21 protein-coding genes are annotated in these 26,140 nt (G+C 48.1%); 13 read left to right on the top strand and 8 right to left on the bottom strand.

Translation table 11 applies throughout. The features are described 5' to 3' along the window. Window positions 1-8 precede the first annotated feature (8 nt). The 6 genes from B2X65_RS00330 (at window position 9) to ttcA (ending at window position 6,102) form a co-directional block, all read left to right on the top strand. On the top strand, window positions 9-2,426 hold the full coding sequence (locus B2X65_RS00330; RefSeq protein ID WP_290609759.1) for a heavy metal translocating P-type ATPase: 2,418 nt from the start codon (window positions 9-11) through the stop codon (window positions 2,424-2,426). Between the two features lie 3 nt (window positions 2,427-2,429). Next, window positions 2,430-2,639 carry a cbb3-type cytochrome oxidase assembly protein CcoS gene (ccoS, locus tag B2X65_RS00325; protein ID WP_290609757.1) on the top strand — a complete coding sequence of 70 codons (210 nt, stop codon included), beginning with the start codon at window positions 2,430-2,432 and terminating at the stop codon, window positions 2,637-2,639. Beyond that, on the top strand, window positions 2,639-3,313 hold the full coding sequence (locus B2X65_RS00320; RefSeq protein WP_290609755.1) for a sulfite exporter TauE/SafE family protein: 675 nt from the start codon (window positions 2,639-2,641) through the stop codon (window positions 3,311-3,313). The genes ccoS and B2X65_RS00320 overlap by 1 nt, the downstream gene beginning before the upstream one ends. Window positions 3,314-3,353: 40 nt before the next feature. After that, a complete protein-coding gene (gene fnr / locus B2X65_RS00315) occupies window positions 3,354-4,058 on the top strand; it encodes a fumarate/nitrate reduction transcriptional regulator Fnr (RefSeq protein WP_290609753.1) in 705 nt (234 codons plus the stop codon). A 99-nt stretch (window positions 4,059-4,157) separates the two neighbouring features. Beyond that, window positions 4,158-5,090 carry a universal stress protein UspE gene (gene uspE, locus B2X65_RS00310; RefSeq protein ID WP_290609751.1) on the top strand — a complete coding sequence of 311 codons (933 nt, stop codon included), beginning with the start codon at window positions 4,158-4,160 and terminating at the stop codon, window positions 5,088-5,090. Between the two features lie 70 nt (window positions 5,091-5,160). Next, window positions 5,161-6,102: a tRNA 2-thiocytidine(32) synthetase TtcA gene (gene ttcA, locus B2X65_RS00305; protein ID WP_290609749.1), complete on the top strand. Its 942-nt coding sequence runs from the start codon at window positions 5,161-5,163 to the stop codon at window positions 6,100-6,102. 46 nt (window positions 6,103-6,148) lie between these two features. On the opposite strand, the gene B2X65_RS00300 is transcribed toward ttcA, so the two are convergent. Beyond that, window positions 6,149-7,009, bottom strand: a complete 861-nt coding sequence (locus B2X65_RS00300; RefSeq protein WP_290609747.1) for a glucosaminidase domain-containing protein — start codon at window positions 7,007-7,009, stop codon at window positions 6,149-6,151. Window positions 7,010-7,267: 258 nt separating this feature from the next. Between B2X65_RS00300 and B2X65_RS00295 the strand changes: the two genes are divergently transcribed. Both B2X65_RS00295 and B2X65_RS00290 read left to right on the top strand, forming a co-directional pair. Beyond that, complete coding sequence (locus B2X65_RS00295) at window positions 7,268-8,482, top strand: pyridoxal phosphate-dependent aminotransferase (RefSeq protein WP_290609745.1); 1,215 nt, start codon at window positions 7,268-7,270, stop codon at window positions 8,480-8,482. Further along, complete coding sequence (locus B2X65_RS00290) at window positions 8,479-9,870, top strand: alanine/glycine:cation symporter family protein (RefSeq protein WP_290609743.1); 1,392 nt, start codon at window positions 8,479-8,481, stop codon at window positions 9,868-9,870. Before B2X65_RS00295 ends, B2X65_RS00290 begins: the two co-directional genes overlap by 4 nt. Before the next feature lie 75 nt (window positions 9,871-9,945). On the opposite strand, the gene B2X65_RS00285 is transcribed toward B2X65_RS00290, so the two are convergent. Next, on the bottom strand, window positions 9,946-10,293 hold the full coding sequence (locus B2X65_RS00285) for a YebG family protein (protein ID WP_290609741.1): 348 nt from the start codon (window positions 10,291-10,293) through the stop codon (window positions 9,946-9,948). A gap of 135 nt (window positions 10,294-10,428) precedes the next feature. Between B2X65_RS00285 and B2X65_RS00280 the strand changes: the two genes are divergently transcribed. Next, entirely contained in the window at window positions 10,429-11,679 is a 1,251-nt protein-coding gene (locus tag B2X65_RS00280; protein ID WP_290609739.1) for an anti-phage deoxyguanosine triphosphatase, read from the top strand. Between the two features lie 46 nt (window positions 11,680-11,725). After that, on the top strand, window positions 11,726-12,763 hold the full coding sequence (locus tag B2X65_RS00275; RefSeq protein ID WP_290609738.1) for a patatin-like phospholipase family protein: 1,038 nt from the start codon (window positions 11,726-11,728) through the stop codon (window positions 12,761-12,763). A gap of 85 nt (window positions 12,764-12,848) precedes the next feature. Here B2X65_RS00275 and B2X65_RS00270 read toward each other — a convergent pair whose 3' ends face one another. Further along, complete coding sequence (locus B2X65_RS00270) at window positions 12,849-14,213, bottom strand: cyanophycinase (RefSeq protein ID WP_290609737.1); 1,365 nt, start codon at window positions 14,211-14,213, stop codon at window positions 12,849-12,851. 202 nt (window positions 14,214-14,415) lie between these two features. Between B2X65_RS00270 and B2X65_RS00265 the strand changes: the two genes are divergently transcribed. Together B2X65_RS00265 and B2X65_RS00260 are read left to right on the top strand one after the other, a co-directional pair. Then, window positions 14,416-14,808, top strand: coding sequence for an MAPEG family protein (locus B2X65_RS00265; RefSeq protein WP_290609735.1), 393 nt, complete (start codon window positions 14,416-14,418; stop codon window positions 14,806-14,808). 65 nt (window positions 14,809-14,873) lie between these two features. After that, a complete protein-coding gene (locus tag B2X65_RS00260; protein ID WP_290609734.1) occupies window positions 14,874-16,238 on the top strand; it encodes a PQQ-dependent sugar dehydrogenase in 1,365 nt (454 codons plus the stop codon). A 331-nt stretch (window positions 16,239-16,569) separates the two neighbouring features. Here the strand turns inward: B2X65_RS00260 and B2X65_RS00255 are convergent, their stop codons facing one another. Then, a complete protein-coding gene (locus B2X65_RS00255; RefSeq protein WP_290609732.1) occupies window positions 16,570-19,245 on the bottom strand; it encodes an EAL domain-containing protein in 2,676 nt (891 codons plus the stop codon). 124 nt (window positions 19,246-19,369) lie between these two features. Continuing rightward, window positions 19,370-19,567 carry a hypothetical protein gene (locus tag B2X65_RS00250; protein ID WP_290609730.1) on the bottom strand — a complete coding sequence of 66 codons (198 nt, stop codon included), beginning with the start codon at window positions 19,565-19,567 and terminating at the stop codon, window positions 19,370-19,372. A gap of 162 nt (window positions 19,568-19,729) precedes the next feature. On the opposite strand from B2X65_RS00250, the gene B2X65_RS00245 reads away from it, so the two are divergent. Beyond that, the gene (locus B2X65_RS00245) at window positions 19,730-20,695 is read left to right on the top strand and encodes a transposase (protein ID WP_290609728.1); all 966 of its coding nucleotides are present in this window, start codon (window positions 19,730-19,732) and stop codon (window positions 20,693-20,695) included. A gap of 336 nt (window positions 20,696-21,031) precedes the next feature. Here the strand turns inward: B2X65_RS00245 and B2X65_RS00240 are convergent, their stop codons facing one another. Genes B2X65_RS00240 through B2X65_RS00230 form a run of 3 tightly spaced genes read right to left on the bottom strand, consistent with a single transcriptional unit; the run spans window position 21,032 to window position 26,128 of the window. Next, window positions 21,032-21,661: a hypothetical protein gene (locus B2X65_RS00240; RefSeq protein WP_290609727.1), complete on the bottom strand. Its 630-nt coding sequence runs from the start codon at window positions 21,659-21,661 to the stop codon at window positions 21,032-21,034. Beyond that, window positions 21,645-22,067, bottom strand: coding sequence for a hypothetical protein (locus B2X65_RS00235; RefSeq protein ID WP_290609726.1), 423 nt, complete (start codon window positions 22,065-22,067; stop codon window positions 21,645-21,647). Before B2X65_RS00235 ends, B2X65_RS00240 begins: the two co-directional genes overlap by 17 nt. Next, on the bottom strand, window positions 22,052-26,128 hold the full coding sequence (locus tag B2X65_RS00230; RefSeq protein ID WP_290609724.1) for an RHS repeat-associated core domain-containing protein: 4,077 nt from the start codon (window positions 26,126-26,128) through the stop codon (window positions 22,052-22,054). The genes B2X65_RS00235 and B2X65_RS00230 overlap by 16 nt, the downstream gene beginning before the upstream one ends. Window positions 26,129-26,140 lie beyond the last annotated feature (12 nt).

Genomic DNA, 26,140 nt, shown 5'->3' with positions numbered 1-26,140 from the left:
AGGTCGGATTGGCAACCATTAGCTGTTTTCATTGTTTAGAGCCCGTCATCACTGGCGAGCGCTTTCGATTAACTATTGCAGGTAAGCAGGAACTGTTCTGTTGTGCAGGTTGCCAGGCCGTGGCGCAGACCATTATTGCCAGTGGCCTGGATGATTACTATAAGTTTCGCACCAAAGCAGCCGCAAAAGCAGAGCGGTTACCTACCGAGCTGCTGGCAAGTTTACAGCAATACGACAGCCCGGAGGTTATGGCCGACATCAGTCAGCCACAACAACACGGCACGGAAATTGAGCTAGCGATCAACGGCATGAGCTGCGCAGCCTGTGCCTGGTTAATTGAAAAACATCTCAGCAGACAAGTCGCCATCAATAAAGTCAGTATTAACGCCTCAACCCAGCGGGCATTACTTAACTGGCAACCCGGACAACTCGCGCTAAGTGAAATTTTATTACTGATCAGCCAACTGGGATATCAGGCCAGTCCTTTTATTGCTGATGAACAGGAAAGCCAGTTCAAAGCCGAATTAAACCGTTTTCTAAAGCGTCTGGCGGTGTCCGGTATTATGACCATGCAGGTAATGATGCTGGCTTTTGCTTTGTATTTTGGCGAATACAGTGGCATTGATGCGTCACATCACGGCTATTTACGCTGGATCAGTATGCTCCTGACCCTACCGGTTGTGTTATATGCCGCTCTGCCTTTTGTCAGCAGTGCCTGGCGTAGCATTAAAGCCCGCCAACTTAACATGGATGTACCGGTTAGCCTGGCTATTTACTACACCTTTTTTGCCTCTGCGTACGCTACCGTTACCCAGACTGGCGAGGTTTATTTTGAATCGGTTTGCATGTTTACCTTTTTATTGCAGCTGGGTAAGTTTTTTGAGTACCGGGCGCGCGCGCAAGCACGGGATGCCACCAGTAACCTGCTGAAAATAATGCCGGTGTCAGCAACCTTGCTTAAGGACGACCAGCAGCACGTTGTATCGGCCCGCAGGCTTCAATCCGGCGACACCATTATGGTGAAGCCAGGCGAAACCTTTCCGGCTGACGGTGTGGTCTTAACTGGCAACAGCACGGTTGATGAGTCGATGCTAACCGGTGAATATACGGCGATAAGCTGCCAGCCGGGACAGCCGGTGCTGGCAGGTACGATCAACCATGATGGCTTGTTAACCGTAACGGTTAGCGCAACATTGGCCCATTCCCGCCTTGGCCAGATAATTCAATTACAGCAACAAACATTACATACCAAGCCGCGGCTGGTTGAAAAAACCGATAAACTGGCCCGTTATTTTGTCGAGCGCTTGCTGCTTATTGCCGCTGCAACCTTTGCCTTATGGTATATCTGGCTGGATGCTGACCGGGCGTTCTGGGTTACCTTGTCGGTACTGGTCGCCACCTGTCCCTGTGCGTTAAGTCTGGCAACTCCCACGGCTGTAACCTGCGCCCTGGCCAGGCTAAATCGGCACGGCATCCTGGTGAAAAATGCCCAGGCGTTGGAAACCCTGCCCGAACTCAGTCATATTATTTTCGATAAAACCGGCACGCTGACCGAAGGCCGCTTTAGCATTACGCAGATAAACAGAATACCCTGCTCTGCCGGCGACGCCATAACGGACAGCAATCTGCTGAACCTTATCGCTAATCTGGAACAACACTCTGAACACCCTATTGCCAGGGCGTTTGCTGGCAGCCTGCAATCGAAGCTCCAACTTGCTGATATCGACATTAGTATTGGCCAGGGGATCAGTGCCACCTGGCAAAATCAGCTACTAAAAGTGGGTAGTGCGGATTTTTGTCAGGTAAGTGCAGCGCAACTAGCCCTGACCGGTCAGGCCAATGTATTTGTAACACTGGATCAACAGTTAGTGGCGGCAATAACCCTGGCTGACAGCTTACGCGCTGGTACAGAACAACTTATCAGTCGCTTGCAGCAGCAGGGGTATCAGGTGGGGATGCTAAGTGGCGACAGTTCAGGTCAGGCAGCTAAGCTTGCCGGCGAACTTCGGCTTGATTTTATGCAGCAGGGTTGCAGCCCAGCAGACAAAGTAGCCGCGATTAACGCCCTGGTGACAAAGGGCCATACCGTATTAATGGTCGGCGATGGCATCAATGACAGCCCGGGCTTTAATGCGGCCCATATTTCTGTAGCGGTAGAGTCCGGCACAGATTTATCAAAGAACCAGGCTGATGTGTTATTGTTACAACCGGACATCGGCGCTTTGGCCACCCTGCTAAGTGCAGGTAAGCAAACCGCACGGGTGATCCGGCAAAATCTGGGCTGGGCTGTAGGTTATAACCTGCTGATTATCCCCCTGGCGGTAGCAGGCCTGGTTTCCCCCTATGTGGCAGTGCTGGGTATGTCATTCAGCTCCCTGCTGGTGGTATCGAATTCACTTCGGCTGCTAAAAAACAAGAGTCTCTGAACAATGAGCATTATTTACGTATTAATTCCAATTGCTATCTTGTTTGTCATGATAGGACTGGCCATTTTTTTCTGGGCAGTACGTAGTAAGCAATTTGAAGATTTGGATAAAGAAGGCTTCAGCATTTTATTCGATGAACAACACGCTGAGTCAAAAACGATGAAAACCGACAAAGATCCATCGCCTGGATCGGACCAGGACCACAAGCGCTAATGAATGCAGAGTTAGTTGCAGCAATCATGATTGGTTTTCTGGGCAGCAGTCATTGCATCGTGATGTGTGGTGGTATCGTTGCTGCTTTACAGCTGGCCTTGCCTGAGCGCAGTTTCAGCTGGAAACTGGCTATGCAACTGTTACTGAGTATGGGCCGCCTGACTACCTATACCCTGCTGGGCGCGCTGGTGGGCTATTTTGGCGCACAGGCAATGGCCCTGGCGGGTATCTCGCTTATCTGGTTGCGCTTACTCGCTGGCATACTGTTACTGTTGATGGCGCTGTATATCGCCAGATTATGGTTTGCGCTTACCGCGCTTGAGCGTGCAGGCAGGCATATATGGGCATTGGTCAAACCGCTGAGTCAGAAAGTCATGCCACTAGATAGTCTTCCCAAGGCTTACCTGTACGGTCTGTGCTGGGGTTGGTTACCCTGTGGTCTGGTATATTCTACCTTAGGCTGGAGTCTGGCCAGTGGCAGCGCCAGTCAGGGCGCGCTTATTATGCTAAGTTTTGGTATCGGTACTCTGCCAGCATTATTAGCCTTTGGTAGTATGGCCAGCCAGTTAAGTAAATTTAAAAATAAACCAATGGTACGATACAGTGCTGCCGGACTATTAGCTATCTATGGTCTTTATACGATATACCTTGCTTTAAAAAGACTTGTTTTTTAAGCTGGTGCGATAAATTCAGGTACAGTCAGGAATTCAGATTATGCAACGATCAGCTATTAACTGTCAGGATTGTGGGTTTAGCCAGTTATGTTTACCTTTTTCGTTGAGTGAACAAGAACTCACCCGCTTAGATGACATAATTCAGCGTAAAAGGCCGTTGCACAAAGGCGATATGTTGTTTGAAAGCAACAATCCTTTAAAAGCCTTGTATGCTATTCGCTCTGGGTCGTTTAAAACCTTTACCTTGACTGAGCAGGGCGAGCAGCAAATTACCGGTTTTCACCTGCCTGGCGATGTTATTGGTTTTGATGCCATTAATACAGAAATGCATAACAGCTATGCGGAAGCCCTGGAAACCGGCATGGTGTGTGAAATACCCTACCCGAATCTGGAAGTATTACTGGATCAACTGCCGAAACTGCGTCAGCAGTTGATGCGGCTGATGAGTCAGGATATTCAGGCAGATCAGCAAATGATGTTGTTATTAAACCGTAAAACCGCAGAGCAGAAGCTGGCGACCTTTTTAAACCATCTGGCCGAGCGCTTTGGTAGCCGGGGGTTTTCTGAGAAAGCCTTTCGTCTATCGATGACCCGCAGTGATATTGGTAATTATCTGGGATTAACAGTTGAAACCATCAGTCGCCTGTTAAGTAAGTTGCATAAAGAACAGCTTATTATCGTCGACGGTAAGCTGATAAGTATTAAAAACCCTGCGGCAATGCAACAATTGGCCGGTAATTGTTAGTTTTTTTGATTTAGCACAATCTGAAGCTACCCCCGCTGCTTTTTTATTGACTACACTGTTTGTAATCAATTAGCTAAATAATAAAGCAGGGAGTGAGCTATGAGTGTTTTCAGCAACATTTTAATCGTGTTAGACCCGTCAGATAGCCAGCACAAAGCCTTACAGCGCGGCCTGGAATTAGCGCGTAAGCAAACGTGCAAACTTACCGCCTTTTTATCGGTATATGATTTTTCTTATGAAATGACCACGATGTTATCCGGTGATGAACGGGAATCGATGCGTCAGGCCGTGATCCATGACCGCGAGTTGTGGGTCGGTGAGCTGATTAACGATGCCCGAAATACCGGTATTGATATCAATTTAAAAGTGGTGTGGCATAACCGGCCGTTTGAAGCGATAGTTCATGAAGTGCTGGAACACAATTTCGATTTAGTCATTAAGGGTACCCATAATCATGACGTACTGAAATCGATGATCTTTACGCCCACCGACTGGCATATATTACGTAAATGTCCCTGCGCGGTATTGCTGGTAAAAGAACATGAATGGCCTGATAACGGCAATATTATTGCTGCCGTAAATGCCGGCAGTGAACAGGATCATCACCAATCCCTGAACCAACGGGTTATCAGCAATGCCAAATCAATGGCGCAGGTGCTGCAAGGCAGAGTTCATATGGTCAATGCCTTCCCCGGCACCCCGGTTAATATTGCTATCGAAATTCCGGAATTTAATCCGCAGCAATATAACAGTGCAATGCGCCGGCATCATGAAAATGCCGTTGCAGAGCTTGCCAGCCAGTTTGACATGGCAGAAGAGGACACGCATGTGCTGGAAGGAATGCCGGAAGATATTATTCCGGCACTGGCCACACAATTGGATGCTGAAATGGTGGTCATCGGTACCATTGGCCGCACCGGTTTTTCTGCCGCCATCATCGGTAATACTGCCGAGCACCTGATTGATCAGCTTGATTGCGATGTTTTAGCGTTAAAACCAGCAAACTTTGTCAGTCCTTTAGCAAAACACTAAAATCCGCCCTATGGTATTGGCGCACACTTGGTTATAATGTGCGCCATTTTTCTGTAGGGTTACTGTTGTTATGTCTCATGCCGCGCAAGCAAAAGCTCAATATAATTTAAATAAACTGCATAAACGGCTGCGCCGCGGCGTCGGCCAGGCCATCAGTGATTTTGGCATGATAAGCGACGGCGACAAAATAATGGTTTGCCTGTCCGGTGGTAAAGACTCGTACACTATGCTGGATATTTTGCTGAACCTGCAACAGTCTGCCCCTATCAGTTTCAGTATCGTTGCCGTTAATCTTGACCAAAAACAACCGGGGTTTCCGGCCGAGGTGCTGCCAAATTACTTACAGGGTATTGGGGTCGACTATCACATTGTCACCGAAGACACCTACGCCATAGTAAAAGAAAAAATTCCGGAAGGTAAAACGACCTGCTCGCTCTGTTCACGCTTACGTCGTGGCATTTTATATCGCACCGCAAAGGAGCTGGGCGCAACCAAAATTGCCCTTGGCCATCATCGCGATGACATGCTCGAAACCCTGTTTTTAAACATGTTTTATGGCGGCAAGATGAAATCGATGCCACCGAAACTTATCAGTGATAACGGCGAACATATCGTGATCAGGCCACTGGCGTATTGCAAAGAAAAAGATATTGAAAAATATGCGCAGGCCCGTGAATTTCCTATTATACCCTGTAATTTATGTGGCTCTCAGGATGGCTTGCAGCGTCAGGTTATTAAGGAAATGCTGCAGGACTGGGATAAACGCTTCCCCGGTCGCATTGAAACGATGTTTCAGGCCATGCAGAACGTGGTTCCCTCGCACCTGGCCGACAATAGCTTGTTCGATTTTGCTGCCATAACCAAAGATCACGCGGCAAGCGCAGAAGGTGACACGGCATTTGACCCGATTTCGGTGCCAGCCATACCCGTTGGTCTGGTTAGCGATGACGAACATGATAATCTGGCCAGCAGCGCCGACCAGAGTGAACTTAAAATAGTGCAGTTAATCTAGTGCCGCTATCTGGTGAAGATAATATCGCGCAGTTAACACAGTACAGTTAATCTTCCAGAAAGCGCCGGTTGAAGCGGATCATGCTGCTGATTTCAGTAATATACTCTTCGCCGCGTTCTGAGTAGCGACCTAAGCCAGCCGCTAATGCCTCGCCTCTTACCGGCTTGCGCTCTGCCCTTAATTTTGCCCGGATCTCTCTGAGCGATTCATAAGTATGAAATGTATTCAGGTTATAAAAATAACTACGAATGCTCTTTGCAGGTGAATCGAATTTTGCCACCTCGTGCGATTGGTCCTCGCCCCGGCTTAGCGGCACCAGACCGCAGCCTTCACGAAAACACCATTGCCCAAAAAAATTAAAACCTTCCACGGCAAAACGGCTGGTCCCCCAGGCAGATTCATTTGCTGCCTGCATCAGCACCAGACTCGGCGGTAAAATATCAACCCGCTTTAACAGCTCCTCAAGCATTTGCGGATCAGTTTCCGCCACATCCATCCTGAACTCGTCATACAAACTGTATAGAAAAGCGTATTCATTAATATTTAGTCGTTGGTTTTTCCTTTTTTTCTCAGCCAACTCCAGCAATTGCTGGCGCAGGTAGCGCAGCCGGTTATTTTCTCGCTGGACATGAGGACGTAAATAATCGAAAAACGCTCGTTTTTTAGCGGTTGTGTCGTTAATAGCATTAAAATCCGGCAAAGGTTTAAAGGCAACAGCCGGTTCCGTATAAGCTAACCGCTCCAGTACTCGCTTCTTATCTGCCTGGCTTAACGCTTCAATTCTGTCGGGCCGTTGCCATTCATCAAGTGAGTCTTGCTGAGGTATCGGCTGCAAACCGACAAACGGGCTTAGTGCAGCAGCACATACTGCCAGCCAGCCAACTATAATTGCACTTTTTTTAATCAAATAATCACCACTATATTCAACAGCATTACCGCAAGCTCCACTGAACTTCACCGGCTACTGACTTGAAAAATCATTGGTCATTTTAGCCTTTGCTTGCCCCAGAGTGAACTAAAAAAATTTTCAGCACCTTTTTTACTGAAAATTCGTCAACATTTGTGGTCACTGCATTGCAAATTATCCGCCGTTATGTGACAACTACATCTTATTGTTTTAGCTATCTGGATGGATATTATTTTAAGGGGCAAACCGGTTCTGTCTATGAAACCAATTGAACGTTCAACCAAACTTGATGGCGTATGTTACGACATTCGCGGACCTGTGGCTCAGGAAGCCCGTAAAATGGAAGAAGAAGGGCACCGTATTCTTAAACTGAATATCGGCAACCCGGCACCTTTTGGCTTTGAAGCGCCAGACGAAATACTTAAGCATGTTATTCATAACCTGCCGACAGCCCAGGGCTACTCTGACTCGCAGGGTATTTACCCGGCAAGGGTAGCCGTGGCGCAGTATTATCAGCAGCGTGGTATCAGAGGCGCCGATGCTGACGATGTCTACATCGGAAATGGCGTGTCAGAGTTAATCTTAATGTCGCTGCAGGCCCTTTTGAATAATGACGATGAGGTGCTTATCCCCTCTCCTGATTATCCGTTGTGGACAGCGGCGGTTAACCTCGCAGGCGGCAAGGCGGTGCATTATCGCTGTGACGAGCAGCAAGACTGGTATCCGGACCTGGCGGATATCAGGCATAAAATAACTAATAAAACCAAAGCTATTGTGCTAATTAACCCAAATAATCCCACCGGAGCGGTTTACGATAAAGCCTTTTTAAATGACGTTCTTACCATAGCCCGGGAGCACCGCCTGGTGGTATTAAGTGATGAGATATATGACAAGGTGCTATACGACGGTACCGAGCATATCAGCACCGCAGCGCTGGCAGATGATCTTATTATGCTGACTTTCGGCGGCTTGTCGAAAAATTACCGGATTGCCGGTTTTCGGGTAGGCTGGCTATTTATCTCTGGCGCCAAACATCTGGCAAAGCACTACATTGAAGGCTTGAACGTATTGGCTTCAATGCGACTTTGTGCCAACGTCCCCTGCCAGCATGCCGTTCAAACTGCGCTCGGCGGTTACCAGAGCATTAATGAATTAGTGATACCCGGTGGCCGTTTGTATGAGCAGATGGATCTGGCTCATAAACTGGTCAGTGAGATTGATGGCTTAAGTTGTATGCGTCCAAAGGGTGCTATGTATTTATTTCCAAAAATTGATCGCAAAAAAATCCGGATTAAAGACGATGAATTGTTCGTCCTCGATTTTCTTCGCCAGCACAAAGTCTTATTAGTGCATGGCCGGGCGTTTAACTGGCCGGAACCGGACCACTTCCGGATCGTGTTTTTGCCGCATAAGGAACAACTGTCGGCTGCCCTTGGCAAACTTGCCCAATTTTTACCAGGCTATAACCAATGATAAGTGACTTTTCGTTCCAACAGGTATTTGAAAGTTTCACCGCTAAACTTGCTGCCATCGTGTTTTATGCGTTTGATATTAACGGCATTGCCATACCCATGGTATTGATCTGGCTGATGAGCGGTGCGTTGGTATTCACCTGTTATCTCGGCTTTATTAATGTCAGAGGGTTTGGCCATGCTATTGGTTTGCTTAAAAACAACAAAAGCAGCGGCGGCAGCGGTGAAATTTCACCCTTTCAGGCACTGAGTACGGCGTTATCAGGCACCGTGGGTACCGGTAATATTGCTGGCGTCGCGATTGCGATAAGCCTGGGCGGGCCGGGTGCAACCTTCTGGATGATCGTGGCCGGCCTGCTAGGTATGTCTACGAAATTTGTTGAATGTACCCTGGCAGTAAAATACCGGCAGATTAACAGTGACGGTTCGGTATCCGGCGGCCCGATGTACTACATTAAAGCGGCACTGGATAAGTTTAATTTGCCGCTTACCGGCACCGTGCTGGCTATGGCATTCTCGGTGTTTGTTATTTTTGGATCTGCCGGTTTTGTCCATGTTAATCAGGGGTTTGTTCAGGTTAAAACCGTTACGGGTTTTGATAATGCCTGGCTGTTCGGTGTTATTTATGCAGGACTGGTGGGCGCCGTGATAATTGGCGGCTTAAAAAGTATCGCCCGGGTGACCAGTAAACTGGTGCCGTTAATGTGCGGACTTTATCTGGCAGCGTCGCTGCTTGTTATGTTTACCCACTTTAGCGCGATCCCTGCTGCGCTGTGGCTGATTGTCCAGGGCGCGTTTACTCCTGAAGCAGGTTATGGCGGTTTTATCGGCGTATTGATTCAGGGATTTCGGCGCGCGGCCTATTCTAACGAAGCAGGCATTGGCTCCTCGCCTATTGCGCATGCCGCTGCAAAGACCAAAGATCCTGTCAGCCAGGGGTTTGTTGGCTTGCTCGAGCCCTTTATCGATACCGTCGTTATCTGCACTATTACCGCCCTGGTGATTATCCTGACCGGCGCATACCAGACCCCGGGGCTGGATGGCGTGCAAATTACCTCCGGCGCCTTTGCCTCCGTTGTCAGTTGGTTTCCGTGGGTGCTAATGGTGGCCCTGCTGTTATTTGGCTTTTCTACCGTGATCAGCTGGTCGTATTATGGCTTAACCGGTTGGCGTTATCTGGTGGGCCATGACAGGCGTCTGACCAAGCTTTATAAAGTGCTGTTTTGCTTTATTGTGTCAATTGGCGCCGTGCCAAATGTAATGGCCGTTTTCGATTTTATCGATTCAATGATATTTCTGATGGCAGTGCCTAATATTCTGGCGTTGTATTTACTGCTGCCTGAAGTAAAAGCCGATTTAAAAGCCTACTGGCTAAAGCGGACACCTTAATACCATAAAGGCTTTGGCTGCGCTGTCACATCTAAGTCAGCGCAGCTTTTGCTTACTATTGCCATTGCAAGTGGCTCAGGCAGCTTGCTCTGCCCCAGGCTTGTTTGCTGCTAATTCAGTCTCGTCAGGCGCTTTTGTTTCAGCGACCGCTTTAGCTGGTTTTTTTAGCGGCGCTTTCTCCGCCACTTTTGCTGGCTTTTTGGCACCCAATGCGACCAGTAACGCGTCTTTATTCTGGGCCAGATATAACGCCAGAGTCTCGGTTTGCGCTTCATCATTCAACAGGCTACTGGCGTTTAGAAAACCAGCTAACTCATCAGCAGTATCCAGCATTTTGTCATAGGCATCAGCCTCCGCTTTTGAGGTAAATGTCATTTTCTCTACTCCATTGCGCTCTACAATATATTTAATTACTACTGCCATTTTGCTGCCCCTGATTAATTTTAACTGTTATTTTATACAGTATAATTTAGCCGGTGTCGAGTGCTCGAATTAAAATCGATTGTCGCGTAGTATAGTGGCTCTTGCTAAGCCGTTTTATCATGATTAAGGAAGGTTATGTTAGCAATTTGGTCGGAGCGACACTCAGAGGGCAACCATGATCGGCCTAATGATCAACGCTCACCCTGGCAGCGTGACCGCGCGCGTATTCTGCACTCTGCCGCATTTCGGCGCTTGCAATCAAAAACCCAGATCCTGGGGATTGGCCAGAATGACTTTTACCGTACAAGACTTACCCACTCGTTAGAAGCGGCCCAAATTGGTACTGGACTGGTGAGTCAGCTGGAAAAAAAGTCGAGCGGGCAGATTAAAGCCGCATTGCCAGATCTCAGCCTGATGGAGGCGTTATGCCTGGCCCATGACATCGGCCACCCACCCTTTGGCCATGGTGGTGAAACTGCACTGAATTATAAAATGCTGTCTGACGGTGGCTTCGAAGGTAATGGCCAGACGTTGCGAATTGTTGCCAAACTGGAGCCCTATACCCAGCATCACGGTATGGATTTAGCAAGGCGTACCTTACTGGGGTTATTAAAATACCCGGTATTGCAACCACCCTTGCCTACCATTAATAACACGGCTAACCCACTGAACTTAAACCACTGGAAACCGGCTAAAGCCATTTTTCAGGCCGACGCTGATATTTTAGACTGGATATTGCAGCCACTAAGCAGCAACGATCGCGACGCCTTTGAGCAGGTAGAAACTTTAGCACAATCGCCTTTTATTAAATCCCGCTACAAGTCACTTGACGCATCCATTATGGAACTGGCCGACGATATTGCGTATGGCGTACATGATTTAGAAGACGCTATTGTGCTGAGCAATGTAAGTTATAGCCAATGGCAACACTATACCGGCGATGATATGCAGCAGCTGGGGGCAAAGCTGTTCAGTAGTGAGCACCATATCCGAAAAGACGCTATTGGCGCCTTAGTAAACCGGCTTATTACCTCAGTGGAGATCTATCAACCATTGCCAGATGCCAGCGAGCCGTTAATTCGCTATAACGCCCGCTTACCGGGTGCGGAAACCGCACTGTTACATAGCCTGAAAAAACTGGTGTTTAATTGTGTTATCCGCCAGCCAATGATTCAGCAATCCCGGTTTCGCTGTCAGAATATGTTGTTGCAGCTGTTTGATGCTTTCGCCTCTGATCCCAGTCGCTTGCTGCCGCTTAATACCCAACAGCGCTGGCACAGTGCCAGCGAACATGGCCAGGGAATGCGGGTCATTTGTGATTATATCTCTGGCATGACTGACGATTATGCCGAACGCATGCATAAAACCTTGTTTGGCCCGTTATAAGGTGTTTTAACATCGGCCTGAATACTTACTGGAGAGTCCTGTCGTTTTGAATAAGCTTCGCGTACTAGCCGGCCCGGGTGCAATGGCGCATATTAAACAACATGGCCTGCAGGCCGACGATATCAGCGTGATGGTGGGAGCAAGTGGCGGCCCCAAATGGTTTTGTCTCTATGGTCTTGACCAGTACTTACTGGCTGAATTTTTCGCAGGGCGCACCAAGCCACTGCATTTATTAGGTAGCTCGGCCGGAGCCTGGCGCTTTGCCTGCTATGCCCAGGCCAACCCGGTTGCTGCCTCAGCGCGCTTTGCCAACGCCTATTCCACCATTACGTTTCCACCTGGCGCCGATATTCATCAGGTAACCCGTATTTCATCGGCCGTTATCGACCAGGTGTTCAGCAGTGAGCAGCAGATTAACGAAGTACTCGACAACCCGGTGATGAAACTCAACCTGATTGTGGCGAAGGCCAAAGGTATCAACCGTAGCCAGCGCAAATTATGGCAAGCGGCCGGTTTAACCCTGGCCGCCGGCGCTAATTTATTAAACAGACGAAATCTGCAGCACTTTTATCAGCGGGTGCAGTTTCATCCGCAGCATTGCCAGGCGCCGTTTCATCGCTACACCGGCTTGCCCACCCAACATGTGCCCTTAAGCCAGGCAAATCTGCGCCAGGCAGTGTTGGCCAGTGGCTCCATCCCGCTGGTATTGTCCCCTGTAAAAAACATCGAAGGCGCAGGCCCGGGGCTTTATTACGATGGCGGCATAACCGACTATCACTTTGATCTGCCATTTAGTCATCATGGGCTGGTGCTGTATCCGCACTTTTACCCCCACCTTACACCAGGCTGGTTCGACAAAGCGCTTAAATGGCGCCGGCCCAATGCCGCGCACTTGCACAACGTGGTATTGCTGTGTCCAAGCGCCAGTTGGGTGGCCAGTTTACCGAACGGTAAAATCCCCGACAGAAATGATTTTAAGCTCAGCGATCCGCAGCGTATCGCAAACTGGCAAATCGTGCTGCAGCGCTCACATGAGTTGGCCGAGGCGTTCGCGAACGGTGATTACCAGCTGGAGCCGCTATAAGCCTTGGCCGTTAGCCACCACGGCCGGCTTAGTGACCACAACACTTAGGTTGAGCAAGTACGCCCCGGCGATGAACCTAAATGAGCTAGTGCTTTGCCTGGGCCTTTGTGCGGGTTGTCTCGCTTGCTGCACTAAGCGGCGTAATCGTGAACTCAGTCGGTATAATATCCAGCTTTACCCCGAAGGCACTGCCACTATCGAGCAACCCATCAAGATATTGCCAGTATCCGGTGGTGTATTCATCCTGAGTAAACCGCAGGGTAAAGCCGGTCCCTTGCCCCTGATGCAGATAACTGACCACCTGTTTGCTGCCTTTATTGTCAACCAGATCAAAGGTCAACATATCTTTTAGCCGGGTATTGCGGCTAAACACACCCGACACCACAGGTTCTGCCAGATTAAGATATTCATGGCCCACGGTAGCGTGCTTAAGCGGGTTAGCGACAAACTGCTCGGTATCAAAATGATACTGATCCCCGCCCTGCATTACGCTAATACGGACATTTTCAATATGAAAAGCATGGGGATTTTTAATTCGCCTGGCATTGCTGACATCAATAGCAGTAACCGCACCGGCCCCGATGACCTGCACACTATGATTTGCGGCGGTATAAACCAAAGCGGTATTTTCATCAATGCCAAAGCCCAGCGGAAATGTAGCTTTGTTCAGTTCAGTAGCCAAAATTAAACGGCCAAAGCGGGCTTTGCGGTCAAAATGCTGGTCAATAATGGCATGGGGGAAGAACCCCAATCCCTTGGCCAACATTAATGGGCCATTTTCCTGATCCTGCATACCGTTGTAACTCTCGGTAGTGCCTTCTGTCAGCGCCCCCCAGGAATCACCCGCCGCGATCATAACCTCGCTCATCATTGCCGCACCGGCGCTGGTGCCGCCAATCACACCACCGCGTTGATATAGCGCCCAGATAGCCTCAAGCAATACTGACTTCTGGCCATCCGGCGCCAAAGTGGCGGTAATGTTCAGCTGATCGCCGCCCAGAAACCATACCGCCGTATACTGGCTGAGGTGTTCCGCCAGTTTAAAATCGGTAGCACCGCGGCGCCACTGGCTTTCATCAATATCGGCAGTACTTTTGTCATCATTCACAGCAACCGGAAACAACGTCATCTGGTCTTCATCCAGGCCGTAACGCTGCATGTCCTTACGAAATTGTTTAAAGTACTTTGCCGGCTGACCACTGGCAGCAGGAATAACCGCGATCCTCGCTTGCAGTTCACCACCTGCCAGCTCAATAAAACGCTGATGTACATCCGCATTAGACGCGGCAAGCGCCCCACCAACTAACACCAGCGACCCTTTATCTGGTAACGGCGCAGGCTCAGGGGTGTCGGCTTCGCTACAGCCGGTTAGCCCGCTTAACGTTAAAATCAGACTTAACGTTAACATCGGCTTTGCCATCAGATTTAAAGAAATAACAATGTGCTTCACCCGTTTTGCTCCATTTTTATGCTTTTTGTATTCATTTTTTAGCCGGGCAGTTATTATTTTTATGGCCCACTAAACAGAGTACCAGATTTAAGCTGGTAAGGTCACTCGCTACAAAGTAAGCTGAAGCTAGACTGTTTCTTTAAATATCAACGCTGCTTTCTTTTAATATCAACGCTATTGTGTTCGAACCGGAGAATTTTTAATGCTAAGTACACTTTTACTCACGTTATTTATTGCCATGTTATTACCGTTTTTAGCCAAGGCTCCGCTGGCATTTGCCATGCAAAAAGCCGGTGGCTATGACAACAAAAACCCCAGAGAACAACAAGCGGCATTAAAAGGCTTTGGCCAGCGTGCCAATGCTGCCCACTACAATAGTTTTGAAGCGCTTATTATCTACGGCTGCGCGGTACTAAGCGCGGTGGCTTTAAATGCGGTAGACAGCACTACCGTCATTTTGGGCTGGGTCTTTATCGCCAGCCGCATCCTTTACTACATTTGCTACTGGTTCGACTACGCTACCCCACGCTCTACCGTTTGGTTGGTAGGAATGATAGCCGCCTTTGGTATGGCGGGTCGGGCTTTGCTATACTGAGTGGCTTACCACCTGGCCTGTAAATACTGTTCAGATTGAACAATAACCCCGGAAGGAGCATTACCTTGAGAACAACGCTATTTCCGTTGGCAATGCTTTTTTTGCTAATTCTTATTTCCTCTTGTGGCGGGCGCGCCCAATTATCTGCGAAGGCCGGCACTGGTGCTGATCCGCAACTGCCAGTGCCTAACCCTTCTCTGATCCCCACCGTCAAGATCGCACCAGCTATCGGCTGGCCAAACGGTGTCACGCCAACCCCAGCTTCGAACATGAAAGTCACAGCCTTCGCTGAGGGTCTTAAGCATCCACGCTGGCTGTACGTTCTGCCAAATGGCGACGTACTGGTTGCCGAAACTAATGCGCCCCCAGGTAAAAGTGGTATCGGCGGCATTAAAGGCTGGATAATGAAACGGGTTATGAAAAAAGCCGGGGCTGCAGTACCCAGCGCCAATCGCATTACCCTGCTTCGCGATACCAACGGCGATGGCAAAGCCGAATTGCGCACTGTTTTTTTGCAGGGTCTGCATTCGCCGTTTGGCATGGCGCTGGTTGGAGACACCTTATATGTGGCCAACGCCAATGCATTAGTAAAAATGCCTTATCAGCGCGGTGACACAACGATAACCGCTACGCCTACCAAAGTAACTGACTTACCCGGCAAGGGCGATGAATTGAACCACCACTGGACCAAGAGTTTGCTCGCCAGCGCTAATGGCAGCAAGCTTTATGTCGGCGTTGGCTCAAATAGCAATATTGCCGAAAACGGCATGGAAGCCGAACATATGCGCGCCGCCATACTCGAGTTTGATATTGCCACCGGTGCGTTGCGCACATTCGCGACCGGACTGCGTAATCCGGTAGGCTTAGACTGGGAGCCCCAGACAGGTGCACTGTGGGCGGTAGTAAACGAGCGGGACGAATTAGGCAGCGACCTGGTACCCGATTACCTCACCTCAGTGCGCCGGGATGCGTTCTACGGTTGGCCATACAGCTATTTCGGCCAGAACATCGATAAGCGCGTAAGTCCACAAAACCCAGAGCTGGTGGCAAGTGCTGTATCACCCGATTTTGCCCTCGGCGCACATGTCGCGCCGTTAGGTCTGGCCTTTAATGACAATACTGTGGCTGGTTATGCAGAGGGTGCCTTTGTTGGTCTGCATGGCTCCTGGAACCGCCAGCCACTAAACGGCTATGAAGTTGTCTTTGTCCCCTTCACCAACGGAATGCCGACCGGAACGATGCAGGTGGTGTTGTCAGGCTTCATCGACGCCGACGGCAACGCCCGTGGCAGACCTGTTGGAGTTGCAGTAGATGGACATGGCGGCCTGCTGGTGGCCGACGACGTTGGCAACACTATATGGCGAGTTACCAGCGCACGCACTATTTTTGAACGGGTTTCAACCAAAGATTCTACCGGCAAACCTCGTTAAGCGAACGCTTAGTGTGTGGCCTTTTTCAAATCTATTTACAGATTTTTGCAGGTGATATGTAGAAGAGATTTGCCCTGATAGCATCAGTCAGCATCAGGGGCAGTCTTGCTTTTTGCCAATTGTCTTGCTAGCTAACCCGTGAATAGTGCCAACCACAGTATTCTCTAAGCTTATTTAGCGACAAACTGCCTGTTTGATATTCTAATTTAGGCTAATAGCGGTTCGTCACGTAAATTTGTTCTGACTCCAATTGTTGTTGGATAAAATCCATAACCAGACAGTTGGAGGGACTTTTTTCGCAGCTAGTTTCAAAAGCTAAAGAGGTGTGTTGTTAATTTGAGTCTGTTTTGGCGTTAAATGGCCGGGGTTTAGCAATATGGTAGCCCTGAGCATAATCAATACCAAATTGGCGCACCGTTTGCAGTATCTCAGCCGACTCAACAAACTCCGCGATTGTTTTGATCTGCATTTTGCTTGCTAACCCGGTGATTGCTGTCAGCAGATGCTGGCTGGTGCTGTCGGTGTGGATCTGACGGATCAGCGAGCCATCAATTTTAAGGTAGTCAATATCTAAGCTCAGCACATGGACAAAATTGGAGTATCCAGAGCCGAAATCATCAATAGCAATTTTGCAGCCATGTAGCTTCACTTGACGGATAAACGCACTTACGGCCATATAGTTGCTCACTTCTGCCGTTTCAAGCAATTCGAATGTCATGCGTTTAGCGACATGCGGGTAATGCTGCAACAACTGTAGTAAATAATGCAGGGTCTTGGCATCTTCTATGTCATCCATAGACAAGTTGACTGAAAACTCCGCACTGCTGTGCTCAAACAATTGCATACTTTTTTGCAGCATAGCGGCGGTAAGCCTGGAATACAGCTGCGACTTTTTCGCCACTTGCATAAAATACCCCGGCGCCAGCACAGTGCCCTCATCGGTTACAAGTCGCATTAAACACTCGTACTTTACTGTTCCTGTCGCGGTAAGGGGCTCGATACGTTGCACGTAAGGCACAATATTGTCGCTATCTATCGCTTGCTTCAGTTGGCGCAATACCAGTAGGTTATGACAAAACTCTTCAGAATTAGCCATTTCCGGTTTAAACATGGCATAGCGCTGAGACTGCTTTTTCGCCCAGCGTCTGGCGATATCAGCCAGCGACAACATGTCACGGTTACTGCTTTGCGCCTGTTCACGTTGCACTATGCCCAACGTTACTGATAAGTAATAGTCGTTCTCTGACACCTGCAATGGGCGTTGCATTAGCAGGTTAATAATATTTTCTGCATTGGCGTCAGTGCATTTTGTGTTAAAGGTAATTACAAACTCATCCGCGCCAGGGCGATATAGTTTGGCGTCAAGCAGATTACAATGCGCGGTTAGCACACTGGCAACATCACAAAGCACTTTATCAGCCGATACGGTGCCATAGAAATCATTCAGACTGCCAAAATCATCGATATTCACCAACAGCATCGACGCCGGCACAACAGATCCAGTATCAGCAAGTAAACGTTTTCGGTTGGCAAGCCCGGTCAGACTATCTTCGAATGCAATGTGATAGAGCTCAGCCTTTTGAGTGCCTATATGGTTAAAACTGGTTTGCAGTGACTGACGCATTTGTTCAAAATGTTCGGCCAGGGTTTGTATCTCATCGTTGCTGCTAATCGTCAGCTGCGAGTCAAAATTACCCTGTACTATTGCCCGGGTCCATTGGGTAAGTTGTTGCAAATGGCGGGTAATATGGCGGCCAATCCTTAGCAGTAATGCCAGCGTCAGCGCCAGAATACATAGCATCAGCAGCAGGTTCATCATTGCTATGCGCAGTAATTCCTGGCCAAACAACTTAACCTGAATAGAAGCGATGTAATAACCGCTAACCTCCTGATTGTGAATTATAGGGACCAAGACGTTGCTAAAACCAAGCATCAGTTCAGCAAGCCGGGTTTCAGGCGTATCTATGGCGGTAACGTTGGCAGATTTGCTGGTAAAACGGACGCTGCGCTCTGGTTGTTCAGCCAGTGAAGAAAGTAAAGGTTGCCAAATTCCCTCGACAAAATATTGCTCTGTCGAACTAAAACCAAGTTCTGTAGCCCTGAATTGCTGAATATTGCGGTTCTGCCTACGATGATGCAAGCTGCGGATCCGCCCCTGAGCATCAAGTAACGCTACATCCGAAATAGTGATTTGCTCAAGTGATGCCGTGTATTTTTCTACCCGTACCATGGCAGGCTCAAGAAAGATTTGCAGTGCTTGAGTTAACGCTTGCTCAGAGGGAGGATTTTCTGTTTGTGTCTGCTGCACCAGCGACAGATGCAACATATGCACATTGTCTATGATGCCTTGTTTGATCAGCTGGCGGTGTTCATAAAACTGGTAAGCTAACAACACTAACTGTGCCATTACCACCAGCATGGCACAACTTATTGCTAACTTACGATGAAAAGGCATTGCCAGTTGCAATAGCCAGTGCAATAAAGGTTCGGCCAGGCAGTACAACAAAAAGCTCAACGTCAGACCATAAAGCAGCAGCGAAGCGACCGTATAAACTCGATTAATATCCAGCCGTTGCACCAGGGAATTACGCTGGCCAAAAGGATTGGTTTTATACGCTGGATTAGTTGGATCATCCAGCCAAACAGGGTCTGGCTGATTTTTCAGATAAACGACAAAGCGATATTCCGTGTCACCAGGTTTGGCCGCTAACATATAGTGCCAATGCGTTTCATCGAGCTGTTGCAGTTGATAAAAACTGTCATCACCACTCCAGTCTGAGAAATGGCCACTGACAAATACTTTTTCAATGTCGGGATTAACGGGCAACTGATGACGATCAGCAAAATCGGCTGGTAAAGGCAAAGATAATTGCAGTGCTATCGGCGTCAGGTTGAACCGCTGCACTATTTTGTAAATATGTGGCAAGGCAACCAACAGACTGGCTAGCAGCACCAGTAGACTAAGCCTGAATTTCCAGTAATACAGGTAGTGCCCTATCAAACTCATTACTGCTCCACTGCCGCAGATGTTCAACCGGCAGTGTAACGAAAAACATGCAGTCAGGCGAGCGAATTAAAAAGCCATGATTTGCGGGCTAAACCTATAAAAATTTATTTAACAATTTTTACTGTTATTCGATTACATGTTTCCTGGCATCCACCTCATAAGGTGAATCCATATAACTAAATCGCATTATCTCGCCAATGTAGCGGGACAAAAATGCTTCGGCCGAACCGGCTTGCTCGTACTGGTGAACATGGCGTAGCTCGTGTGACAGCAAACGTGTGGTTAAGTAACCCTGTTTAAAGAAGCAAACTTGGACAGGCACACCTATACTCCTGTGCGATCAAAGGAGAATCATGTTGGACAGGCACATGTTGGACAGGCAAATCTAAACAAAACTTATTTGATCAACCACCAATACCTTGACAGCCAAGCAATTGGTTACTAACTTTGACACTGTATATTTAACCAGTTATAAGGTTGCCTTATGCCCAGGCCACGTAAAGCCCTCATTGCCGTCGACGATACACCTTATTACCATGTAGTGTCTCGCTGTGTGCGCAGGACTTTTTTGTGTGGTGTTGACAGCGATACCGGTGAAAATTACGAACACCGCCGGGCCTGGATTGAACAGCGCATTCGCCTGCTGGCCTCGTTGTTTGCTATCGACATCTGTGCCTACGCGGTTATGTCTAATCACTTGCACTTAGTAGTAAAACTCCAACCAAAGCAGGCATCTGATTGGAGCGTGCGAGACGTGCTGTTGCGCTGGACAAGTATTCACAAAGGGACGCTGCTGGTGCAACGCTATCTGGCCAGCAGCACTCTTAGCGCCGCCGAGTTGGACTCAGTGCAAAACTGTGTCGAAGTATACCGCCAGCGGCTAACCAGCCTGAGTTGGTTTATGAAGTGCCTTAATGAACCCATTGCCCGCCAGGCCAACAAGGAAGACGGCTGCACCGGACATTTCTGGGAAGCAAGATTCAAATCCCAGGCACTGCTAAGTAATGAGGCTCTGCTGTCCTGCATGGCCTATGTCGACTTGAACCCTGTACGCGCACAGATAGCCGAAACACCTGAAATCTCGGAATTTACCAGTATTAAAGAGCGGCTGATGCCGACATTCGATTTGACAGCAGCTATCGATGAGCAGACCCGGAAAGGTAATCTGCGACATTTCAGGCACCCTCTCAAGCCGCTGCTATCTTTCGAGGGGGCGCTGGTTGAGCACGCGCAGCACGGTATAATGTTTAATCTGTCTGACTATTTGGGATTAGTGGACTATACTGCTCGCACTGTCTGCCGCCGCAAACCAAGGGCTGATGCTGGACTACTACCACCCATCCTGCAAAGGCTGAGTCTCAACCAGCATGATTGGCTTGAACGCGCCACCCAATTCGAAGCTCGCTACACCACTTTTTTTAGCCGACGAGCCCTCCGAGACACTGCCTGAACATCTCATCAATTCTTACTATCAATACTTGTCGGCTAAAAATTTTCATTCAGAAACCGTCATATCTGAAAAAAAATAGCAGGGTCACATATGGCTCGAATTCATGTCAATCAACGCTTTCTATCAGTTTCCTTCTGCGAATTAGCACTGAATCTATAAAACACCATTTATTTGTTGGGCGGTGGGCTAGATCATCTAAATTGTGCCTGTCTTAAACAGAATCAAACTGTTCTGAATAGTGCCTGTCCTAAATCTAATCTCTGAGTGCTGCGCCGACCCAAGGCATCGTGCTAGCAACTGATCGAGATCTACTCTATTCTGCATAAAGCTCTGTTACTAGTGTTTGGTAATAGTTTCATTCAGTGCTTGTTCTAAAGTTCGAAAAAACTTTTCAGCTCGTTCCGGATGATCGTAGTCCTGCAAAGCGATTGCGTAATCGATTGAGTCAAAATGAGAAAGATCGTTTATTGCATCAATGAAATTTTCAATGTCAGCGGAATATTTCGTTTTCAGTTTATTACGCATCTCGAGACAAGCAGCTTCATCGTTTCCATTTCTAACGAAATCCCGATAAATATGCCTTAAAATACTAACCACTGATGGATAATCTACGTAAAACCTTAACACCTCCTCCTTTACTATATGTCCGGGAATCAGCCGTTCATCAAATCTCACCCCAGCTAATTGAAACATATCTTCATGCAAAAAAATGGTGGCTTTAGTTGCCGCAAAATTGATTACGTGCTGATTTGTGTAGGCACGGGCAACAGCTTGACTATAGTCGGCATACTTGTTTTTAAGGATCCAAATTATGGCTTCACAATCACGCTTTAGCCCTGCAAGATCCTGTTTCGCTTCAGCCGCATATTTAGGGGTGAGAAAAGTCATATATTTGTGCTTTACTCCCCCCCACATTAAATACAAAAAAGCAAATACGGGCTGCGGCACATTAGAAATCATATGCATGAAATCCCCCTCTTCCAAATTGCTCTATGAGTATAGTAATCATTCGACTATCTGGTTTATAGTCATGCCTAAAAACGTTATAAATCAGGGATGTTTTAAAAAAGTAAATCTCGCTATTCGTTTTAATAATTATCTCAGCCTCCGCAAGTGAGACCTGTTCATTATTCCATTCAAATATACATTTCTCTGATAACTCTGATACTTTAGAAACAGCAATATGCCTACGAATATTAACTAACAGTCCAGTGCGGTAACACTTAACTAGTGCGTCGATCAGTTTAAATTTAAATTCGGATTCTTCAGCAGAAAATATTTGATTAGGGTCATAATCGGGAATATTAATTTCATTGTTCCCATGAATATATATGCCTCCACGTGCATTACCGAATATCATGCTTTTATCCATTTGCCATCAACCTCTACAAAATATTGACCGTTTACTTTTTTATAAACACCGTCAGTATGAAATATTAGATTTGCATTTTCATGGTCTTCATCAAACGTACAGGCTGCCCATCTGCAATTACCCATATCGGGTTTTAACAACTTGTCAATCGTAGTAGGTCTGTTAACCTGCGTTGACGTTGGTTGAATATTTAATGAACCACAATTAGGATACAAACAATACATTGGAATCGTCTCACCTGACGTAAAAGTTCGATGGTATGCATCGTCTAATGGGTCCCAATTCTCAATTGCCACTCCTAGATCATCAGTTATTACAGCTCCGTCTTTACTAAAAAATGTTATTGAGGTCCCATCAGGTACAACTGTCGATTTAGATATTTTTACAGAGCCATGCCCTGCAAATACAACTCCTTTTTTATATTTATCTTCCTTACAACTCAGCCCTAACGGATCCACCCAATTGATATGATTAGGGGCATACTGGTAGTGGTTAATGCCGCCAAGCAGGCCTATGGGGTCCTGGCTGATAAAACGGCCGGTGTCGGGGTCGTAGTAACGAAAATGGTTGTAGTGCAGGCCAGTTTCGCTATCAAAATACTGGCCTTGAAAACGTAACGGGTTATCGATTTCGTTACGCGTTACAGTTGCTTTACCAAATACGGAGTAGCTGGCCTGCCAGACTATGCGGTTATTAGTGTCGGTTACTGATATCGGCGTACCAAGCTGGTCTAACTGGTAATAATAAATTTCGCCATTTCTGATAAACAGTAAAGGTTTACTCGTGCCTGGCTCATAGACATACCAGATTTGCTCGCCCGCACTGCTAGTACCCGCACGGGTTTCACCGATAAGTTTATCACCATCCCAGTAGTACTCAGTGCGCTCGTTGCCAACGATTTTAGCACTGCGCCGGCCCAGAGCATCATACTCGTAACGGCTGATAGTGCCATTGCCGCTGACACTGGTTAGCTGGTTAAAACCATTAAACTTCCGTTGCTGACTAATATCAGGCGCTGAGACTGCAAGCTGATTGCCGCTGTCATCATACTGAAACTGCTTATCGTGATAGCGCAGCAGCCGGTCATGCTTTACTTCAATGCCTTCGCCGGTTGGGTTGCCAAAGCTATCCCATTGATGACTCTCGTTCTGACTGCTATCTGTGCTATGCGTTTTACTGGTAAGCTGGTCAAGCTTGTTGTATTGGTACTCAGTGTTACCCAGCTGGTTATCCGTTACTTTTTTCAGCTGGTGCAGTGCCGTGTAACGGTACTGGCGCTGCTGACGTTGCTCACCCCGATGCCACTGCTGCATGGTTAAGCGGTTAAAGGCATCAAACTGCTGCGCTAACGTCAGGCCACTGTCATATTCGCGGGCAGTTTCGCGTCCGGCACTGTCGAAAGTGCGCCAAAGAACAGGCTGCTGATTGACGGCCAACTGGCTTAGCTGGCCTTCTTCGCTGTAACGGTAGTCTATCGTGGTGCCATCAGGCAGCTGGGTCGTGCTGCATTTACCCTGCTCATTATATTGATGATATATGCAGCTGTTATCCTGCCAAATTTCGGTGGGCTTACCGTTTAAATGATAATTAAATCGCAGTTTGCGCTGGCCATTGCTGGCCCGCAATATCCGGCCAATTTTATCATAATGAAAATGATTACTGGCCAGCATCTGACCATATAACGCCGTTTGTTCGGTGATCCGGCCGCGCTGGTCGCGTTTAACTTTTAGCTGGCGTTTGCTGCCATCACGCACACTGGCAACGTGGCCGTTAATATCATAGTGAAAATGCTGCAACCGGCCATCAAAGCCCTGTAACCTTACCGGACGCTCCTGTGCATCATAATCCAGCTGATAACGGGCGCCGTCACTACGCATTATGGCGGTTAAGTTGCGCTCGTTATCATACTGGTAATTAAAACCACTGCCGTCTGCTTGCAGCAGGCTGGTCGGCTGGCTTAACCCGGCGAACTCGCGCTGCGTCACATCGCCGTGGGTATTGGTGGTACTGAGCAAGCGGCCGCTACTATCATAACGGTAGTGCTGCTCTATTCGCTGAATGGGGCTATCCGGCAGATCCGCCGCTAAAATATCTGGCGAGGTGTCTGCTGCACCAGTTGCTGAAGCGTCGGCCGGGTACTGGGTCTGTTTTACCAGTTTACCAGCCAGATTATACTGATATTCGGTGACCAGGCCACTGGCATCAACAATACCATTTAACCGGCCCAGACTGTCATAGCTGAAACGGGTTAATGCGTCATTGTGTTTTACCGCAAGTAACTGACTCTCGTCGCTCCACAATAAGCGCTGTACGCCGCCTGCAGGCAAATACACTTTTTCCAGCTGGTTCTCAGCATTATATTGGTAACGGGTAACTGAATTATCGGGGTTGGTTTCACGTAATAACAAGCCGCCCGCACTATAGTCCCGGCGCCATTGTCGCCCTTCAGCATCAATAATACCGCAGCGTTGACCCAGCTCATTGTATTGGAAATGGCTAATTGCCGCGTCAGCGTGTTCCTGAGTAACCAACTGACCATTGTCATTGTAATAAAAACGCGTCTGACTGCCATCGGGCAGTGTTTCAGTGGTTTTCTTGCCCTGTTTATTCCAGCTGTATTGCCAGGTGGCGCCGTCTGGGGCCACCTTTTTTATCAGCAAATTACGTTCATTATGAAAGTACTGCCAGCAATGGCCATTACCATCGATACTGTGGGCACTGCGATTACTATCATCATAACTGAAGCGGTAATCATAAATGCCATTGTCACCCCAGTTACGAACACAGCGGGCGTTAGGGCCTGCACCTTGCCAGCTGAAATAATGACAAAATCCACTCGCCCGCTGTCGTACCGTCAGCAAATGCTGACTGTATTGGTATTTTTCGGTTTCACCGCCACTATTAATGGCGCTGACAAGCTCATTGTCATCATTATAATGATACTGCGCCAGTAGCAGTTCTGTGCCCTTTGCCCCCTGTTCACTCAGGCTAACCGCTTCAATGTGGCTTAATAAGCCCGCGGTGTTGTAATGCAATTCAATGCCTTTTTTGCGGGTGTAATCAATCCGGCTTAGCTGGTTTTGCCGGTTATAAAAAAGTTGTAAATAACGCCCCAGACTATCCATTACCTGATGAAGTACCCAGCGTTGTTTATGATCAGGCCTACCGCTTTTCAAAACAGGTTTGCTAGCCGCCGGTACAAATATCCAATGGGTATTATCTGGTTTTAGCAGCACCAGGCTGCCATCGGTTTCAGCTCGCAGCGCCAGCGACTCAGCCAACTGATAACTGGTCTGGCCCGGCTCTGGCTTCAAAAAGTGCAGCTGTCGGCCTTCTTCATTAACCAGCAGTAATGCTTTCGCCCCGTCTTCATCAGTTATGCTGTCGATATACAGGTTAAAATTACTACGCCAACCATAGCCAAAACCAATATTCTGATGGCTCTGGCTGGAGCGGTAAGTACGTCGCCATTGCATTGCTAAAGGCCCGGCCAGCTCAAAGTCGGTTAGCTCAAGGATCTCCTCTCCGGTGCACATAGACACCGGATCGCCACAGGTTTCGACCTTGTCAGTTTCTGGTGTGTGTTGATTGGCGGCGTTAGTGCCAGCCTGCTTAGAAGTTACAGCAACCTCACCTTCAGGGTGAGCATTGGCCGAACTTGTGGCTGTGGCTCTGCCCCCTTGCGCCAGAGTTTTGGCAGTGGTCGCTGGCGGCGTGACTGACTCAGGCGCTGTTAAAACAATTTTTTGTTCAGGCAACTGCAGGATCAGAAGTTTGCCCTCAAGCAGCACGGTGGCAAGAGTACGGCATAATTCAGCGTCGCGCACGGCGCTAAGAGGTGCTGCCAAATCTGCTGCCGTTGGCTGCTTACAAAACCATTGATATACGTGTCTGATACTGTCGCTTTGGGTGGCGCTACGATCGAATGATTGACGGATCCAGTTGGTCGCCGCATCGCGGCTGGCAAATTGCAACGGTGTACCACTTTGACCCTGGGTTTCTGTGCAAAATACATACATTTTGCCCGACTGGGATTTAAGGGTTAAAGAATGCGCTGCCATGCCAGTTAATAT

It is taken from the genome of Arsukibacterium sp. UBA3155 (assembly GCA_002364615.1).
In the GTDB taxonomy this organism is placed as follows: domain Bacteria; phylum Pseudomonadota; class Gammaproteobacteria; order Enterobacterales; family Alteromonadaceae; genus Alishewanella.
This window is presented reverse-complemented; position numbering and strand designations above follow the sequence as displayed.